The following is a 16,382-nucleotide window of genomic DNA, read 5'->3' as shown; positions in this document are numbered from 1 at the left end:
GCCGACCTCGCCAACCGCGACGCTTTCAACCGTCGCGGCCGGTCCACAGGAAAGCATATCTGCTGTCGAAAGCCGGCGCTGCCCCTCACCTGCCTGCCGGCATCCTCTCCCGTATAGTGACGGGGAGAGGGCGCTGTGTCATTGGCTGCGCCAATCACCAACGCCGCAAGAAGCGAGCCGACATTGCGGCCAGCCTTTCTCCCCGTCGCTATACGGGGAGAAGTGCCCGGCAGGGCGGTGAGGGGCGGCGCTGCCGTTTGATAAACCGGCTCACCATCCCAACTCAAATCATCCGGCTCAGCGCTTCGAAGAAGGCGACGATCTCGAGATCAAGCGAGTCATCGACCGGCTCCGGTTGCGACGACATCTTGGAGATCACCACTTCGGTCCTGGGATCGATATAAAGCCACTGGCCATGGATGCCGATGCCGCAATAGGCACCATTCTCATGTCCGGTCTGGTACCATTTGTTGCGGTAACGGCCCTTGGGGAACAGCGGCAGCATCGCGCCGCGCTGCCAGGCTTCCGTACTGCCGCCGGTGCTTGTCGTGTCGCGCACCCAGGTCTCGGACACGATGCGGCGACCATTGGCGGTGCCCCCTTGCCGCATCATTTCGCCGACGCGCGCCAGGTCGCGCGGCGTCACCGAAATACCGCCGGCGGTGCGCGCCGTGCCTTCCATGTCGACGCCGATCGAGGCTTCGCTGACGGCGCCAAGCGGCAGCCACAGCTTCTCGCGCATCAAGTCGGGGAAGCGCTGGCCGGAAGCCCGTTCCAGCAACAGGCCGAGCAGGTCTGAATTGGGCGAGCGATAACGGAAGGTCTGGCCATGCGGCTCGGCCAGCCGCTGCAGGGTCAGGATGAATTCGCGCAGGCTTTCCGTGCCGCCGCCCGGATTCCACAACGTGGCGCGCCGGTAGCGGGCGAAAGCGCTTTCCGGATCGAGATAGGCTTCCTCGAAATCGAGGCTGACGCTCATGTCGAGCACATGCCGGCAACTCGCATCGCCATAGGCCGAGCCGGCGGCTTCGGGGATGTAGGTCGTCACCGGCGCTTCCGGATCGAACACGCCCTCGCCTTCCAATATGCCGGCGATAATGGCGGTCACCGACTTGCTGATCGAGAAGATGATATGGCGGGCGCCGAAATCCATATGCGGCGCGAACCAGTCGCCGATCACCTTGCCGCCCTTCATCACCGTCAGCGCATCGGTGCTGGAGCGCACGAGAAAGTCCGCCACCGTCTCCGGAGCGCTGGCAACCGAAACCTTTTCACCGAGCAAGCCACCGAAATCGCGCGCGGGTGCCTCGGCACCGCCCGACGCCGCGGCCACGCGCGCTGTCGGCACCAGTTCGCCCAGATTCTGGAACGACCATCGATTGAACGGATTCACGCGCCAGTTGGAAAGCAGCACCTCGTTGCGGGGAAAGCCGTAGCGGGTCTCGAACGCGGTCTTGCCGGTCATGGCGTTTCCTTCCAGGTCGTTTCTTGTAGGGGTTCAGAGCAGTGCGGCGGCGATGGCGTGCACGGCCTTCAGCGTCGCCGTGGAATAGGCGAGATTGCTGAAATCCGGCCAGGTCGAAAGCTTCACCACGACCATTCCTGTGTTCCAGTCCATATGGATCATTTGCCCGAACACGCCCCGGCACATCAGTGCGCGCGAGCCGGGATCCTCGATCCAGAACTGGTTGCGATAGCTGCCTTCCGGCAGGCTGGCGGAGAAATCCGGCCCGTGCTTGCCATTGCGTGTCGTCTCGATCCAGCCGGCCGGCACGATGCCGCCGCCATTTTCGAGGATCATCTGGCCGAAGCGGGCATAGTCGCGCAGCGTCGCGTTGAAGCCGCCATCGGCGAGCGCATAGCCGGCGCTGTCGACGGTGAAGCAGGCGCTTTCATCGGCACCGAGCTTTTGCCAGAGTTCTTCCGAAACCAGCTGCGCCAGCCGCTTGCCGGTCACGCGCTCCATGATGAAGGCGAGCACGTCGGTCTCGATGGAGCGGTATTCAAATGCGGCGCCATGCGGGCGGACCGTGTCCCTCAGGCCCAGGATAAGCTCGAACATGTGCGAGGGCCATCGGAAATCCGGATCGCTGCCTGACGGCACCGGCTTCCAGCCGGTGGCGACATCGACCTGGCCGATATCGGAATAGCGGTCGGTGTATTCCTCGGAAAAACGCACGCCCGTCGTCATGTCGAGCACATGCTGGACGCTGGCCTCGGCCCAGCCGGTGGCGCCGAGTTCGGGCAAATAGTCGGTCACCGGCCTGGCCGGGTCGATCAGGCCGCGTCCGGCCAGTATGCCGAACACCGCGCCAGTGACGGACTTGGCCATCGACTGCGACAGATGCAGCGTGCGCTCGTCCATGCCGTTGAAATAGCGCTCATAGGCGACCTTGCCGTGCTTGAGCACCAGGAAGCCGTCCGTATAGGTCTCGTCGAGCAGCCCGGCGAGCGTTGTCGGCTTGCCCTCGCTGTCCTCGACCGCCAGCCCGTCGAGATCGACCTCGGCGCGTTCGAGACGATGGCGATGGCCATTACCGCGCCAGACTTCGGCGGTCGGCAAGATTTCGCGGATGTGCTGGAACGCCCAGCGGTTCCATGGCGGCCGGTCCCAGTCGAGCTTCGGCGGCACCATGGCGGGCGGCGAGCCCTGCATGATCGGCGGCCGCGGATCGCTGTTGCGATAGGAGTCCATGAAAGGCTATTCCCGGAAAAGAAAAAGACCCGGCGGGTACCGCCGGGTCTCTCATGCAGCGATTACTTCTGCAGTTCGGTCCAGATCTTGGTATAGAGTTCCTGCGTTTCGGGAGCGCACATCTTCTGGAACTCGCCATGCGGCTTGGCGTCGGCCGGAATGACGACTTCGGGCGCATCCTTCATGTCTGCCGGCATGTACTTGTCCGAGCCGGTGATGGCGTTGGCATAGCGGTGGAAGGCCGAGAGGCCCGCCGCGTTTTCCGGGTCCATGATGAAGTTCTGGAACAGCTTGGCGTTCTCGACGTTCTTGGCTTCCTTGAGAACGACGACGTTGTCGCTCCACAGGCCAAAGCCTTCCTTTGGATAGTTGTAGTGGATGGCCGGGTTGGCCAGACGCTGGCGCAATGCCGAGCCGTTCCAGTCGCTGGTGGCCTTGAAGTCGCCGGCGCCCATCTTCTCGATGGTGTTGTATTCCATCGCGATCCAGTTCGGCTTGGCCGCCACCAGGAGGTCGCGCACCTTCTTCAGCACCGCCTTGTCGTCCGTGCACTGCTCGCCGCCGACATATTTGATCGCCGCGAAGATCACGTCACCCATCTCGGGAACGACGTTGACCTTGCCCTTCAGCTCGTCGGGCGTGTTGAAGACGATACCCCACGTGTTGGCCGGCCCCTTGTAGGCATCGGTGTTGACGACGACGCCGATCGTGCCCCAGGCCCATGGCACGGAATATTTGCGGCCCGGATCGAACTCAGGATTGGCCCATTCCGGAGCGACGTTCTTGAAATTCTCCATCTTGCCCGGATCGGTCTCGAGCACGAGACCTTCCTTGATCCAGATCGGCACGTAGGTCTGCGAGGGCACGGCGATGTCGAAACCGGTGCCGCCCTGCCGGACCTTGGCGAGCGCGGTGTCATTGGAATCGTAGTCGGTGATGGTCACCTTGATGTTGTATTTGTCCTCGAACTTCTTGATCACGTCGGGGCTGGTGTAGTTGCCCCAATTGTAGATGTTGAGCACGCCATCGGCGTGGGCGAGGCCCGTCGAAGCGAGCAGCGCCAACCCCATGGCGGTCGCTGTGGTCTTCCAGTTCATCGTTCTAACTCCCATTTCAGGTTCAGTCTCGTTTCCTGCTGACAAAGAAAAACAACGTGACGATCGCGACCGAAAGCAGCAGGAAAGCGGTCGATATCGCGTTGATCTCGGGTGTGATGCCGCGGCGGATCTGGCCGAGCATGTAAGTGGGCAGCGTGTCCTGGCCGCCCGATTTGACGAACTCGGTGATGACGACGTCGTCGAGCGAGATGACGAAGGCCAGCATCAGGCCGGCCAGTATGCCCGGCCACAAAAGCGGCAGCGTGATGCGGCGGAAGGTCTTCCACGGCGTTGCGTAGAGATCGGCCGCGGCACGCTCCAGCGTCAGGTCCATGTTCTCCAGCCGCGCCCGGATCGGCAGATAGGCGAACGGAATGCAGAACGCCGTATGCGCGGCGACCAGGTAGCCGATGCCGGAATAGCCGGTGAATATCTTGATGCGCGAGAAGAAGATCAGCAGCGCCACACCAGTGACGATCTCGGGCACCATCAGCGGCTGGTTGATCGCCGCGTATTTGAAGGTAAGGCCGGGATAGGAGGCGGTGCGCGTGGTGGCGAGCGCCGCCATGGTGGCGAAGATCGTCGACAGCACCGCCGCGATGGCGCCGATCTGGAACGAGCGCAGCGTTGCATCGATGACCTGCGTGTTCTGGTACGCCGACTGGAACCACTTCAGCGAGAAGCCGCCCCATTCTGAGGTCGAGGTGGCAGCGTTGAAGGCATAGATCACCAGCACCACGATCGGCAGGTAGAGCACGACGAAACATGTCGCCGCGATCGCGGTGAAGCCCGGCTGGTGCTTGATGGAGAAGTTGCTAGCCATGACGCACCCCCGACTTGCCGGCATTGCGCACATAGGCCAGCAGCGCCACCATGACGATGATCATCACCGTGATCGAAAGCGCCGAGCCAAGCGGCCAGTTGCGACCCTGCCCGAACTGCAATTCGATCAGGTTGGACAGCATCATGTTCTTGCCGCCGCCAAGCACGCTCGGCGTCACATAAGCGCCGAGGGCTGGAATGAAGACAAGGATGGAGCCGGCGATGACGCCGGGTTTGACCAGCGGAAAAATGATCTTCCGGAGCACCTTGAAGCGTGTCGCGTAGAGATCATAGCCCGCCTCGACGAGGCGAAAGTCGAGCTTCTCCATGCTGGCGTAGATCGGCAGCACCATCAGCGGCAGGTAGACATACGCCATGCCGATCAGGATCGCCGTGTCGGTGTAGAGGATCTGGATCGGCGCCGAGATGATGCCGAGCTTCAAAAGAATGGTGTTGATGATGCCTTCGTTGCGGATGATCTGCAGCACGGCGAAGGTACGGATCAGCAAGTTGGTCCAGAACGGGATGGTGATCAGGAACAGCCAGAGATCCCTAGTCTTTTCGCTGCGCGTCGCCATGAAATAGGCGGTCGGGAACCCGAGCGCCAAGGTCGCCAGTGTCGTCACTATGGCAAGCTTGATCGAGCGCCAGAAGATGGTGACATGCGCCGCGGCCAGTGAAAGCGTGTCGTCGAAAATATCGCGTTCCAGGAACACCGATGTCCAGGCGTCGGACGAGAACTGCCATTTCACGTCGCCATAGGCGCCGGGCGTCAGGAACGAATAGACGAGAACGATCAGCAACGGGCCGGTGGCGGCGAGCAGGATGACCAGCAGCGCCGGCGCCGACAAAAGCCAGCGGTCACGGACATCACGCCGTTCGGCGGCCTTGGCGACTTCTTCCGCGGTGGCCATCAGTCCCTCAGCACTTGCGCGGCGTCGTTGCCGATCAGGATGCCGACCTTGTCGCCGCGCTCGAAACCGCAGCCGGCGCTGCGCGTGTTCTGCTGGCGCACGGTGAAGGGATCGCCGCTGTCGAGCTGGACGTGGATATGCGTGTCGGTGCCGAAATAGACGATGTTTTCGACCGTGCCCGACAGGTCGCCCTTGTCCTTGGTGAGCTTGGCGTGCTCGGGCCGCACCACCACGGTGGCGTTGTCCTTCGGCTGGAACCCTTCGGCAACGGTGGCCTCGATGGTCGTGCCGGACTTGAGCGTCGCGCGTGCCTTGCCATTGCCGGCGCCCGATATGGCGGCGGTGAGGAAATTGGTTTCGCCGATGAAGTCGGCCACGAAGCGTTCCGCAGGCTTGTCGTATATGTCCCAGGGCGAGCCGACCTGCAGGATCTTGCCCGACGACATCACCGCGATGCGGTCCGACATGGTCAGCGCTTCTTCCTGATCATGGGTGACGAAGATGAAGGTGATGCCGGTCTCGTGCTGCAGCCGCTTCAACTCGATCTGCATCTCCTTGCGCAGCTTGTAGTCGAGCGCGGAGAGCGGTTCGTCGAGCAACAGCACTTTCGGCTGCGGCGCGAGCGCCCGTGCCAGTGCCACGCGCTGCTGCTGGCCACCGGAAATCTGGGCCGTGCGACGGCCCGCCAGCGCTTCCATCTTGACCAGCTTGAGCATCTCGGCGACGCGCGCCTTGATCTCGGCCTTGGGCTTGCCGAGCATCTCCAGGCCGAAGCCGATATTGTCGGCCACGGTCATGTGCGGGAACAGCGCATAGGACTGGAAGACGGTGTTGACCGGCCGCTTGAACGGCGGCAGCGGCGCGATGTCCTGACCGTAGAGCAGGATCTCGCCGGCGGTTGGAAAGTCGAAGCCGGCAATCAGCCGCAAAAGGGTGGTCTTGCCGCAGCCGGACGGTCCCAGCAGCGTGAAGAACTCGTTCTCGCGAATGGAAACCGAGACCTTGTCGAGGGCAGCCACCTGCCCCTCACCCGATCCGAAAATTTTGCTGACGTCTACAACTTCAATCGCATTCCGATCCGGTTTGTCCGGCACGATTACGCCTCACTGTTGACCCCGCTCTTGCCGGCGGAGCTGTTCCCCTGTTCGATGTGACCACACGGCCGGTAGGTTGGCAAGCCCGGCATTGAATCACAGTTCAGTCCGTCTTTAGCCAGCAAGCCTCATGCCATGTCAGGCCTGATAGGTGATCTTGCCACCGCAGATCGTCGTCACCGGGCGCACCTTGTGCAGGTCGGCCGGCGCCGTTTTCTCGATGTCATCAGACAGAACCACCAGATCGGCCATATAGCCTGATTTCAGCGCACCTTTGCGATGCTCTGCGAATTCGGCATAGGCGCCCTCGACCGTGTAGGCGGCGATCGATTCCCGCAGCGAAAAACTCTGGTCCGGATCGCTGTCTGCCCACGGTTTGCGCATCACTGCCGCCTGAATGCCCAGGATCGGGTCGATCGGCGACACCGGCCAATCCGAGGCGAAGACGACGTGCGCGCCGGCGTTCTTCAGGGTTCGCCAGGCATAGCTCAGCGGCCAGCGGGCCGGCCCGATGCGAGACACGGTCGGCTCCAGCGGGAAATCCATCGCGCCGGGCGGATGCGGCGGCTGCATCGAGGCGATGACGCCGAGTTCGGCAAACCGCGGCACGTCAGCCGTGGTGGTAACCTCGATGTGTTCGACGCGGTGACGGCTGTCGCGCTTGCCATTGGCCTTCCGCGCCGCCTCGTAGCCGTCGAGCACCGCACGCACCGCGCCATCGCCGATCGAGTGGACGGCGATCTGCAGCCCGCGCCTGTCGACGGCGACGGCCAGATCGATGAATTGCCGCGGCGTGAACAGCGGCTCGCCAACCCAGTCCGGACGGTCGGCGTAGGGCTCGACCATGACGGCCGTCCAGGAATCGAGCACGCCGTCATAGAACACCTTGACCATGCCCGACGACAGCCACTCGCTGCTGTAGCGCTCGGCCATGGCGGACGCCTTGTCGAGCATGTCGAGCGTCATGAAATTCTTGTAGTGGAAGGGGATCTGCACGCGGCAAGGCAAGCCCTCCTCGGCGTCGATCTCGGCCAGCAGTTCGAGCTGGTAAAGATTGCCGTCCATGTTCTGGATGGAGGTGATGCCGTGGCGCGCGCACCAGGCGAGGCCGCGCCGCATGATGTCGCGGTCGGCGGCGCGTTCGGCGGCCGAGGGCATCGGATCCGGCTCACCGCCAGTGGCCAGCCCCAGCCGCACCCGGCCCTCGCCGGCAAGATCGAGCACCGGCCCGAAGGCCTCGCCCTCGCGCAATTCGCCCGCCGCCAGGCCATCATCGCCCATGACGATCTCATTGCCCGGACCAAGCGCGCGTCCATGCAGGATGCCGGCCATCTCCAGCGCCTTGGTGTTGGCCCACATCGTATGATGATCGGGCGCAGCCATGCAGAACGGGCGATCGGGCAGAATGGCGTCGAGATGGTGGCGCGTCACCCGCTCGCTGCCGAGCACCGTATAGTCGACACCCTGCCCGACCAGCATCGGGGCATTGGGCTTTGTCGATGCATAGTCGCGGATCGCCTTCTGCAGCGCCTCGAAGCCGTGGACACCGCCAAGCTGAAGATGCGCGAGTTCGGCGCCTCCCGAGAACAGATGCATGTGGGCTTCGATGAAACCGGGCAGGACCGAACCGCCCTTGGCGTCGATCACCTTGGTGGTCGATCCCTTGAATTCTTCGATCACAGCACGGCTGCCGATGGCGATGATGGCGCCGTCCTTGACGGCCACGGCCTCGGCTGCGGGATTGTCGTCGTCCATGGTCAGCACACGACCGTTGATGACGATCAGATCCGCATTGCGACCCGCACCCGTGACAGACATCGCGACTCCGCGCTCTTGATGACCGACTGAGACCGACAACCCTGCGCTCAACGACCGGCCACCCACCTGAGCGGCGCCACGGAACAAAAAACGATGCCAGTCCGCTGCCTTCGAAATTCCCCTTGTTATCCCTTGGGACAGCGTGGATAAAGAATGCGACTGATTATTCGCGTTTGTCAACATGCGGAATTTAGAATGTATTGTGGACAGCACCCCGCGCCTGTGTTGGGACCAGGCGGGGAACGAGGGCATCGAGCAGTGAAGCGCAGTCTCGACCGCAAGACCAGGATAGCGCTCGAGCCGCGCAAGCAGCCGCGGCAGCAACGGTCGAGCAAGGTTGTCGACCGGATTCTCGACGCGGCGCTGATCTTGACGCGAGAGCAAGGAACCAGGACGCCGACAACGCTCGCCATAGCGCAGCGAGCGGGCCTGTCGGTCGGTTCGGTCTATCAATACTTTCCCAACAAGGAAGCCATTCTTCTGGACCTCGCCCGGCGCTGGCTGTCCTCCTTTCCCCAGGTGATCGAGAAGCGCATCAAGGTCCCGCGGCCCACCAATCGCGAGGAATTCCGGCGCGAAGTGCGCAAGCTCTTCATCGACACGTCCAGTATCTATCTCGAGAACGCGACGCTGATGCCGGTGATCGAGGCCATTTCAGGCAACGCCGATCTCAGGCCTATCCAGGACGAATATGACGAGCAGATCGTCGCGCTTTACGCCGCCTGGCTGCGGCATGTGAATCCGGCTCTCGAGGACAAGATCGCCAAACGGCTCGGCCTGGTGATGATGGAGGTCGGGCATGCCTGCCGGCTGGTCGGACTGAAGAGAGACCGCAGGACATTCGACCTCATCGAGGACGACGTCGAAGCCATGTGGCTGGCTCTGGTGAACCCCTATCTCAACCTGGACTGATTTCGCATTTCGAGAGGAATTTCATGAAGACTGTCTATTCGCCGCTTCATGCCGGCCATGCCGGCCAGATGGAACTGGTCACATCGGCCATCGTGCCGGGTTTCGAAAAGCCCTCGCGGGCCGAATTCATCAAGGCGCGGGTTGAAAGCGAGAAGCTCGGTCCGATCGTCCTGCCGCTCGAGCACGACCTTGCCGCCGCCAAGCGCGTCCACAGGGCTGACTACATCGACTTCCTGCCGACGGTCTGGCCGCAATGGGTGGAATCCGGCTTCCAGGGTTCGGCGATGCCGTTCACCTGGCCGACGCGCGGCCTGCGCGGCGACGTGCCGCCAAAGCGCATCGACGCCCTGCTCGGATACTATTCGTTCGACGGCGGCGCCACCTTCGTCGAAGGCACATGGGCGGCGATCAAGTCCTCCTACGACGTGGCGCTGACCGCGGCCGGCCTGGTCAAGGGCGGCGAAAGGTCGGCCTTCGCGCTCTGCCGCCCGCCCGGCCACCATGCCGGCGCCGGCTTCATGGGCGGCTATTGCTACATCAACAACGCCGCCGTCGCCGCTCAATGGTTCCTCGACCAGGGCGCAGCCCGCGTCTCCATCCTCGACGTTGACTACCACCATGGCAACGGCACGCAGGAGATCTTCTACGACCGCGCCGACGTGCAGGTCCTCAACCTGCATGGCGACCCGATGGTCGAATATCCATTCTTCCTCGGCCATGCCGACGAACGCGGCGCGGGCGCCGGCGAAGGCTTCAACATCAACTATCCCATGCCGTTCGGCACCAACTGGGACGCATGGAACGCCTCGCTGGAGGATGCCTGCGCCAGGCTCGCCGCCTACGCGCCCGACATCGTCGTCGTCTCACTTGGCGTCGACACCTTCGAGAAGGACCCGATCAGCCAGTTCAAGCTGAAGAGCGCCGACTATCCCAAGATCGGCCGCCGCATCGCAAAGCTCGGCCTGCCGACGCTGTTCGTCCAGGAAGGCGGCTATGCCGTCGAGGAGATCGGCATCAATGCCGTCGGCGTACTGACCGGTTTCGAGGATCGGTAAGCCTACCGCCTGAAAGCGGCAGCCCTTTAGGAGAAAAGGACAAAGCGAAGGGCGGCGTCAGCCGCCCTCTATGTATCTGGCCGATATGGCCGGCTTGCGCAGTCCCGGCATTTTCACACCCTCGAAATTAGCGAAAATGGCTTCCTGAGTCGCGCCTGAGTCCATCGGATTCGATTTTGTCAAATCGCGTTTGATGTCAGATTCATCTGCGGGTAGATTAGACCCGAATCAGCCGGTCCTCGGGGGGCGCGGCGACCACCCAAAGTCTCACGTTCCGGAATCTTCCGGCGCCAGACGCGGACGGCTTCGCGTTCCCTGAATGGATTCCGTCTGGTTGGGCGCGACCCCGCGCCTCGTGTGTGTCTCGTAAAAGTAACGCGTTTTCGGGTTCGGCGGCTGGCTCTCCAGCATCCGGACATCAGAAACGATTCCGGCCAAAAGCAACAGATGAGCAGTCCCGCCGCGCCTCTTCAATCCGACACTTTGGGCTCGCGCCTGGCGTCGCGCGGTGATCTGACCAGCTTCTTCATGGAGTTGACCGCCGAGATCGGCGCCGACAGCTACATGCTGGTTGCCATCGTCCACGACCAGGACCGCAACGACGCGCGCATCGTCTCCTCCAATTGGATCTTCGACGCCATCGAACTGATCGGCAAGCGGCTGATCGCCGGCCTTGCCCAAGGCGCGCTTACCGTCGCGCCCGGCATCCGGCCCAGACCGCTGGTGGCGGCGGAGGCGCCAGACGTCGGCGGGCTGGTCTCCGGCGAAGAGGCCCGTCTCCTGGACGTGCTCGGCCATGCCGAGATCTATTCGCTCAGGCTGAATGTCGGCCGCCAGCGCCTGTTTGCCCTGTTCTCGGCGGCGACGACCGGCCAGATCGACCAGCCGGCGCTGATGAAGGCGCAATTGAAATGCTGCTACGCGCTCTCGCATATTCCGCAGTTGATCGCCGCCGCCGCCATGCAGGATCCACTGTCGGATCGTGAGCGCGAATGCCTGTTCTGGGTTTCGGAAGGCAAGACCACCGATGAAGTGGCGGTCATCCTTGGCGTCTCCTCCAACACCGTCAACAGCTACATCACCCACGCCATCCAGAAATTCGCGGCCAGCAACCGTGCGATGGCCATCGCCACGGCGATCAGGAGTGGCATCATTTGAAACAGGCCGACATCAAGGACGCCGCGGAGGCGATCTTCAACGATCAGCGCAGCCCCTTCGGCGCCTTCTCGCTCGGCTCCGAAACACATCACGCCGTCACCATTCCCGATGCCGTCCGCCGCTGCCGGTGGATCGCGGTCGACATCAACGCCTCGGCCTTCGGCCTGTTCTTCGTCAGCCCGTCGCCGGAACGCGCACGGCTGGTCCCGTGTTTCGATTCCGACTATCCCGGCATTGCCGTGGCGACGAAGTTTATCTCGGGCGCCAATGGCGAGGAGATCGTGCGCCACACCCACAACTCGACGGAGCCACGCTGGTGGACGGATGATGGCGTCGCCGCGATGACCGAGACGTTCGGCAACCTCGCCTGGACCGAGCAGATGGCACCGCTGGCGCCCGGCACCAGCGGCATCGCCTTTCCCGTCCATGCCGATCGCGGTCAGTGCGGCCTTGTCGTCTTCCTGGGGTCGGAGATCGCGCTGCCGCAGGATGCACTCTACGAGATCCACGCCCGCTGCTTTTCCCTGTTCGCCGCGGTCGCCCGCATCCGTCCAGGTGACACCGGCAGGATGCGTGCCATCTCAAAGCGCGAGTTGGAGTGCCTGAAGCTGACCGCCAACGGCAACACCAGCGAGGAGATCGCGCGGCTCCTGAAGCTGTCCGTGCACACAGCCAATCAGTATCTGACCCAGTCGACCCAGAAGCTCAACGCCGTCAACCGCAACCAGGCGGTCGCCAAGGCGCTGCGGCTCGGTCTGATTGAGTAGTAATGAAACGATGAGGCGCGAGAGCCGGAGCGGAGCGTAGGCTTGGGTATGTGAGCACCCGAAACGCGGGGGACCGCCATTTTGCAGGCCCGCCACACCTGACCCGCGACAGCCCTCAGAAAGCCATGGGCTCCACCTTGCGGATGCGGGCCTGTTCGATCACCGCTTCCAGCAGCGCCGTATTGTGCTCGGGATCCTCGCCAGGCTTTTCGAACGACACGTAATTGACCACCACAGAGTTACCGGCCTCGCTCAGCGTCAGCTGGAAATAGACGGTCACCCCAGGCGGCCGCAACTCCAGATCGAGCACGATGCGCGGGCCGCCGCTCCAGTCGACATGCGCCTCGCCACCGTGGCCGAGCCTGAGCGTGCCGGGCATGAAGAACAGTTCCACCGCTGAATCGACCAGGTCCGACAGGCACGCGAAATGCTCCAGCCGGATGAAGGCGATATAGTCGGCGACATCGATCAGCCGCAATTCGCCAACCACCTGCTCGATGGCGTTGGCGACGATGATCTCGCGGGATTTTGCGTGCGGTTGGCGGTTCATGAAATCTGTCTGCGCTCAGCCTTTTTCGAGTAGACGATCCGCACCAGTTCGGCGACGGCCTGGTAGAATTGCGACGGGATCACATTATCGACCGAAACTTGCTTGTACATGGAGCGGGCGAGCGTCACGTCCTCGAAGATCGGAATGTTGTGCTCCTTCGCGATCTCGCGGATTTTCAGCGCCACCAGATCCTGCCCCTTGGCCACCACGAGCGGTGCCGCATCCTCGTCGCGCACATATTTCAGCGCGATCGAGAAGTGGGTCGGGTTGGCGATGATCAGCGTCGCGCGCGGCACCGCTGTCATCATCCGCTTGCGCGCGCGATCGCGCGCCAGCGAGCGCAGCCGGGACTTGACGATCGGGTCGCCCTCGGACTGCTTGAATTCGTCCTTGACCTCCTGCTTGCTCATGCGCAGGTCCTGCCTCCAGTGGAAGCGCGACCAGACGATGTCGATTGCCGCGATCAGTCCCATGACGAAGACGATCGCCACCAGTATGTCGACCGCGATGCCGCGGATGACGAGACCGAAGGCGACTGGATTGGTGATCATCCCGGCGAGCAGCTTGCGGTGATCCTCCGACAGTGTGAAGGTGAGCACGGCGATGGCGAAGCCGACCTTTGCCAGGGATTTCAGGAACTCGACCCAGCCCTGGGCACCGAACATACGGTTCCAGCCCTTGGTGATCGAAATGCGCGAAAGCTGCGGCCTGATTCGCTCGCCGACGAATTGCGGCATGTTCTGGAGCACCGAGGCACCGATACCGGCGACGGTCAAAAGCACCAGCAGGCTGAGGATGGCTCGGCCCACTTCCATCATGACAATCTTGTAGAGCTCGATGACGTCGGTCTCGGTGTCCATTGGCCAGGCTTCGGGCTTCTCGAGGAACATCGACAGGAACATGCCTAGATCGATGATCGCGTCCTTGGCATAGAAGACGGTGAAAACCAGTATGGCGACGAAGGAGGCCAGGATCGCGGTTTCCCTCGAATGGGGCAGCTTGCCCTGTTCGATGGTGTCGCGGATCTTCTTCTCCGTCGCCTCCTCGGTTTTCGAGTCCTTGTCGGTGGCGTCGGACATGCCTTAGGCGGCGTCTTGGGTCGAGGGAAGTTCGAATGCGCCTTCACGCGACAGCCGGATGGTGGTCGTTACGATGGTCTTGCGCGCCGTCGCGATGTCGGCGGCAGGCACTCCGTCCGACCCCTGCCCGAGTTCGGCCTCGATCATGCGCCGCGACCGCGCGCCGATCGCCGACAGCACGGATTCGGCGAGCGCCGCCGAGGTGCCGCGCAGCGCCAGTGTGACAAGCTCGGTCGACAGTCCGTCGAACAAAAGCACGCGCGCCTTCTGGGTGAGCAGCGGCAGATCGTCGAAAGAAAACAGCCGTGCCCGCACACCGTCGAGGTCGGGCGTGCCGGCTGCTTCCAGATCCTGCATGACCTCCTCGAGCAGCGGCTTGTCCAGTTCGTTGAGCACGCTCGCGACGCGCGCCTGTCCCGCCGAGGTGTCCTTGGTCGACGTCTCCGCCAGCACGTTGGTCCGCAACCGGTTCTCGACGATCCTGGCAGCGGCATCCGGAACATTGGCCATCGTCACCATGCGCTTGATGATTTCGCCGCGCATTGGCTTGGTCAGCGTCAAAAGAACGCCCGCCGCCGTCTGCGGCGCCAGCTTCGAAAGCACCATGGCCGCCGTTTGCGGATGTTCGCCCGCCAGGAAGGTGCCAAGCCGCGCCGGTTCGAGCTTCTCGAGCTCCGGCCAGATCGGCGGCGGTCCTTCCGGCGCGACCTCGAATTTCTTGTCGCCCATGATCGCGCTCATCTCTTCGGGCGACAGCGACTCGTTGAGGATCGTGTCCATCCTGTCGGCGGAATCGAGGAGGCCGGCACCCTCGGTGAACTCTGCCTCGAATTCTGCGACGATGCGTTCGAGATCGTTCTGCGGAATGGTCCTGAGCAGCCGGGCGCCCTCGATCAGCGCCTTCAGCTCTTCCTGCTTGAAGAATTTCAACAGGCGGCTGGCGGACGGCTTGCCCATCGCCACCAATATGGCGGCCGCCTTCTGCGCGCGCGTCAGGCTCATCAGCGGCGTCATGCTGCCTCTCGCCTCCGCTGCAACCGGCAAGCCCCACCAGCCATGGCTAGGCGCCCTTCGTGCCGGTGATGATTTCGGTCAACCTGATGCCGAAGCGCGAGGGGTCGCTTTCAAGCACCGTGATCTCGCCGCGGGCGATCTTGCGGCCGTTGACCACGACGTCAACCGGTTCGCCGATGCGGCGGTTGAGCGCCACCGTCGAGCCCTTCTGCAATGCCATCAGGTCGGCAACCGCCATCTCGGTGCTGCCGAGGATGATCTGGACATCGACAGGAATGTTCATGATGACGTTCGAATTGGCGCCCGCGGCGGACCTGAACGCCGCGTCGGGGCGCTGCTCTTCCTCATGCAGGACCCCGCGCAATTCCTCGATGGCACGGTCGAGCTGCTCGTCTGGCTGGTCGAGCTCTGCTTCCACTTTGGTCTTGGCCATGAATCGTCTCCAAAAGCTCAGGCGCGCCCGGCACCGGCCGGCATGAGCCCATCGATGAAATCCTGCCCGGCATCGAAAGGATGCTTGATTCGGACGGTGTAATTCTGCCCCAGTTTGCCGAACTCGCATACGAACAGCGTCTGGCCGCGCGCGCTGAGGCGCGCCCGCGATTGCGCCGTTTCGTCGAAGTCGATGACCTGGCCCACTTCGAGATTGGCGAGGTCGCCAAGCGTCAGCCGTGTCAGCGGCATGGTGGCTTCGAGCGCCACTGCCGAGCGCATCACCTCTTCCGAAAAACGCGCGCGCCAACTGGTGCCGTGATCGGCCTCGCTGACACTGGCGGTGCCGTCGCGGCCGGCGAGCACGACACGCTGCGGCATCGTCACGGTGATGGAGCCGCTGTCGACCGGCGTCGAGATGCCGAGGACGACGCGGATGGCAGCACCATCGCGCAGCACATGCCGTTTCGCTTCGGTACCCGACATCGCCCGCGGCACCGGCAGCCGCAGGTCGAGCGACCGTGGGCCCGATCCGTTCAGCGCCTGCGCGACCTGCTGGAACACCATGGTCGAGACATCGGTCTCGATCGGCGAGAGGTCGCGCTCGATCGGCGACACCGGCATATCCGGGTCGCCACCAAACAGCGTCGAGACCATGATCGCGATCGCGGCGGCGTCGATGACGAGCGTCATCGCATCCGAGGATGCAGGCGAGCCGACGACGGTCATGGCGAAATTGTCGCCGGCGCGTGAGCGTGCGTCGGGTACGCGGCTGACCTCGACGGCCTTGAGGTCGACGATCACGGGAACGCGAAGCTCGCCCGAGAGCCCGTTCTGCAGCAGCGGCACGGCGCGTTCGGCCATGGCGCGGCCGGCTTCGATGACCTGGTCGGCCTCGCCGCTGTCGCCGACCAGACGCTCGATGATCAGCGAGCGCGCCTGCGCGGGGCTGCCCGGACTGGTCATGACAGTTTT

At 63.3% G+C, this 16,382-nt stretch carries 16 protein-coding genes; 4 read left to right on the top strand and 12 right to left on the bottom strand.

The annotated features are described in order from the left end of the window. Window positions 1-283 precede the first annotated feature (283 nt). From AC07SZ_RS16995 to AC07SZ_RS16965, 7 genes are all read right to left on the bottom strand, one after another. Complete coding sequence (locus tag AC07SZ_RS16995; protein ID WP_494915162.1) at window positions 284-1,465, bottom strand: serine hydrolase domain-containing protein; 1,182 nt, start codon at window positions 1,463-1,465, stop codon at window positions 284-286. 33 nt (window positions 1,466-1,498) lie between these two features. Further along, the gene (locus AC07SZ_RS16990; protein WP_494915161.1) at window positions 1,499-2,695 is read right to left on the bottom strand and encodes a serine hydrolase domain-containing protein; all 1,197 of its coding nucleotides are present in this window, start codon (window positions 2,693-2,695) and stop codon (window positions 1,499-1,501) included. A 62-nt stretch (window positions 2,696-2,757) separates the two neighbouring features. Beyond that, window positions 2,758-3,792: an ABC transporter substrate-binding protein gene (locus AC07SZ_RS16985; protein WP_056578200.1), complete on the bottom strand. Its 1,035-nt coding sequence runs from the start codon at window positions 3,790-3,792 to the stop codon at window positions 2,758-2,760. Between the two features lie 22 nt (window positions 3,793-3,814). Further along, on the bottom strand, window positions 3,815-4,615 hold the full coding sequence (locus AC07SZ_RS16980) for an ABC transporter permease (RefSeq protein WP_056578203.1): 801 nt from the start codon (window positions 4,613-4,615) through the stop codon (window positions 3,815-3,817). Next, window positions 4,608-5,528, bottom strand: a complete 921-nt coding sequence (locus AC07SZ_RS16975; RefSeq protein WP_056578204.1) for an ABC transporter permease — start codon at window positions 5,526-5,528, stop codon at window positions 4,608-4,610. Before AC07SZ_RS16975 ends, AC07SZ_RS16980 begins: the two co-directional genes overlap by 8 nt. Next, window positions 5,528-6,622 carry an ABC transporter ATP-binding protein gene (locus tag AC07SZ_RS16970; RefSeq protein WP_056578206.1) on the bottom strand — a complete coding sequence of 365 codons (1,095 nt, stop codon included), beginning with the start codon at window positions 6,620-6,622 and terminating at the stop codon, window positions 5,528-5,530. Before AC07SZ_RS16970 ends, AC07SZ_RS16975 begins: the two co-directional genes overlap by 1 nt. Window positions 6,623-6,760: 138 nt before the next feature. Next, complete coding sequence (locus AC07SZ_RS16965; protein ID WP_056578208.1) at window positions 6,761-8,440, bottom strand: amidohydrolase; 1,680 nt, start codon at window positions 8,438-8,440, stop codon at window positions 6,761-6,763. Window positions 8,441-8,698: 258 nt separating this feature from the next. Between AC07SZ_RS16965 and AC07SZ_RS16960 the strand changes: the two genes are divergently transcribed. From AC07SZ_RS16960 to AC07SZ_RS16945, 4 genes are all read left to right on the top strand, one after another. Continuing rightward, a complete protein-coding gene (locus AC07SZ_RS16960; protein ID WP_056578210.1) occupies window positions 8,699-9,352 on the top strand; it encodes a TetR/AcrR family transcriptional regulator in 654 nt (217 codons plus the stop codon). A 23-nt stretch (window positions 9,353-9,375) separates the two neighbouring features. Further along, window positions 9,376-10,407 carry a histone deacetylase family protein gene (locus tag AC07SZ_RS16955; RefSeq protein WP_056578213.1) on the top strand — a complete coding sequence of 344 codons (1,032 nt, stop codon included), beginning with the start codon at window positions 9,376-9,378 and terminating at the stop codon, window positions 10,405-10,407. 447 nt (window positions 10,408-10,854) lie between these two features. Next, a complete protein-coding gene (locus AC07SZ_RS16950) occupies window positions 10,855-11,565 on the top strand; it encodes a helix-turn-helix transcriptional regulator (RefSeq protein WP_065005772.1) in 711 nt (236 codons plus the stop codon). Beyond that, window positions 11,562-12,332 (top strand): response regulator transcription factor, encoded by a 771-nt coding sequence (locus tag AC07SZ_RS16945; protein ID WP_056578217.1) that lies wholly within the window; start codon window positions 11,562-11,564, stop codon window positions 12,330-12,332. Before AC07SZ_RS16950 ends, AC07SZ_RS16945 begins: the two co-directional genes overlap by 4 nt. 115 nt (window positions 12,333-12,447) lie before the next feature. Here AC07SZ_RS16945 and AC07SZ_RS16940 read toward each other — a convergent pair whose 3' ends face one another. Genes AC07SZ_RS16940 through AC07SZ_RS16920 form a run of 5 tightly spaced genes read right to left on the bottom strand, consistent with a single transcriptional unit; the run spans window position 12,448 to window position 16,373 of the window. After that, on the bottom strand, window positions 12,448-12,882 hold the full coding sequence (locus AC07SZ_RS16940; protein WP_056578219.1) for a BspJ family T4SS effector nucleomodulin: 435 nt from the start codon (window positions 12,880-12,882) through the stop codon (window positions 12,448-12,450). Then, window positions 12,879-13,961: a flagellar biosynthesis protein FlhB gene (gene flhB / locus AC07SZ_RS16935; RefSeq protein WP_056578221.1), complete on the bottom strand. Its 1,083-nt coding sequence runs from the start codon at window positions 13,959-13,961 to the stop codon at window positions 12,879-12,881. Before flhB ends, AC07SZ_RS16940 begins: the two co-directional genes overlap by 4 nt. Before the next feature lie 3 nt (window positions 13,962-13,964). Further along, window positions 13,965-14,975: a flagellar motor switch protein FliG gene (locus AC07SZ_RS16930; RefSeq protein WP_056578223.1), complete on the bottom strand. Its 1,011-nt coding sequence runs from the start codon at window positions 14,973-14,975 to the stop codon at window positions 13,965-13,967. A 46-nt stretch (window positions 14,976-15,021) separates the two neighbouring features. Then, on the bottom strand, window positions 15,022-15,408 hold the full coding sequence (gene fliN / locus AC07SZ_RS16925; protein ID WP_056578225.1) for a flagellar motor switch protein FliN: 387 nt from the start codon (window positions 15,406-15,408) through the stop codon (window positions 15,022-15,024). A 17-nt stretch (window positions 15,409-15,425) separates the two neighbouring features. Beyond that, the gene (locus tag AC07SZ_RS16920; RefSeq protein WP_056578227.1) at window positions 15,426-16,373 is read right to left on the bottom strand and encodes a FliM/FliN family flagellar motor switch protein; all 948 of its coding nucleotides are present in this window, start codon (window positions 16,371-16,373) and stop codon (window positions 15,426-15,428) included. Window positions 16,374-16,382: the final 9 nt, after the last annotated feature.

The sequence above is a fragment of the Mesorhizobium sp. GW821-FHT07A06 genome (genome assembly GCF_059419085.1).
Note: the sequence above shows the minus strand (reverse complement) of the source record. Positions and strands in the feature narration are given on the sequence as shown.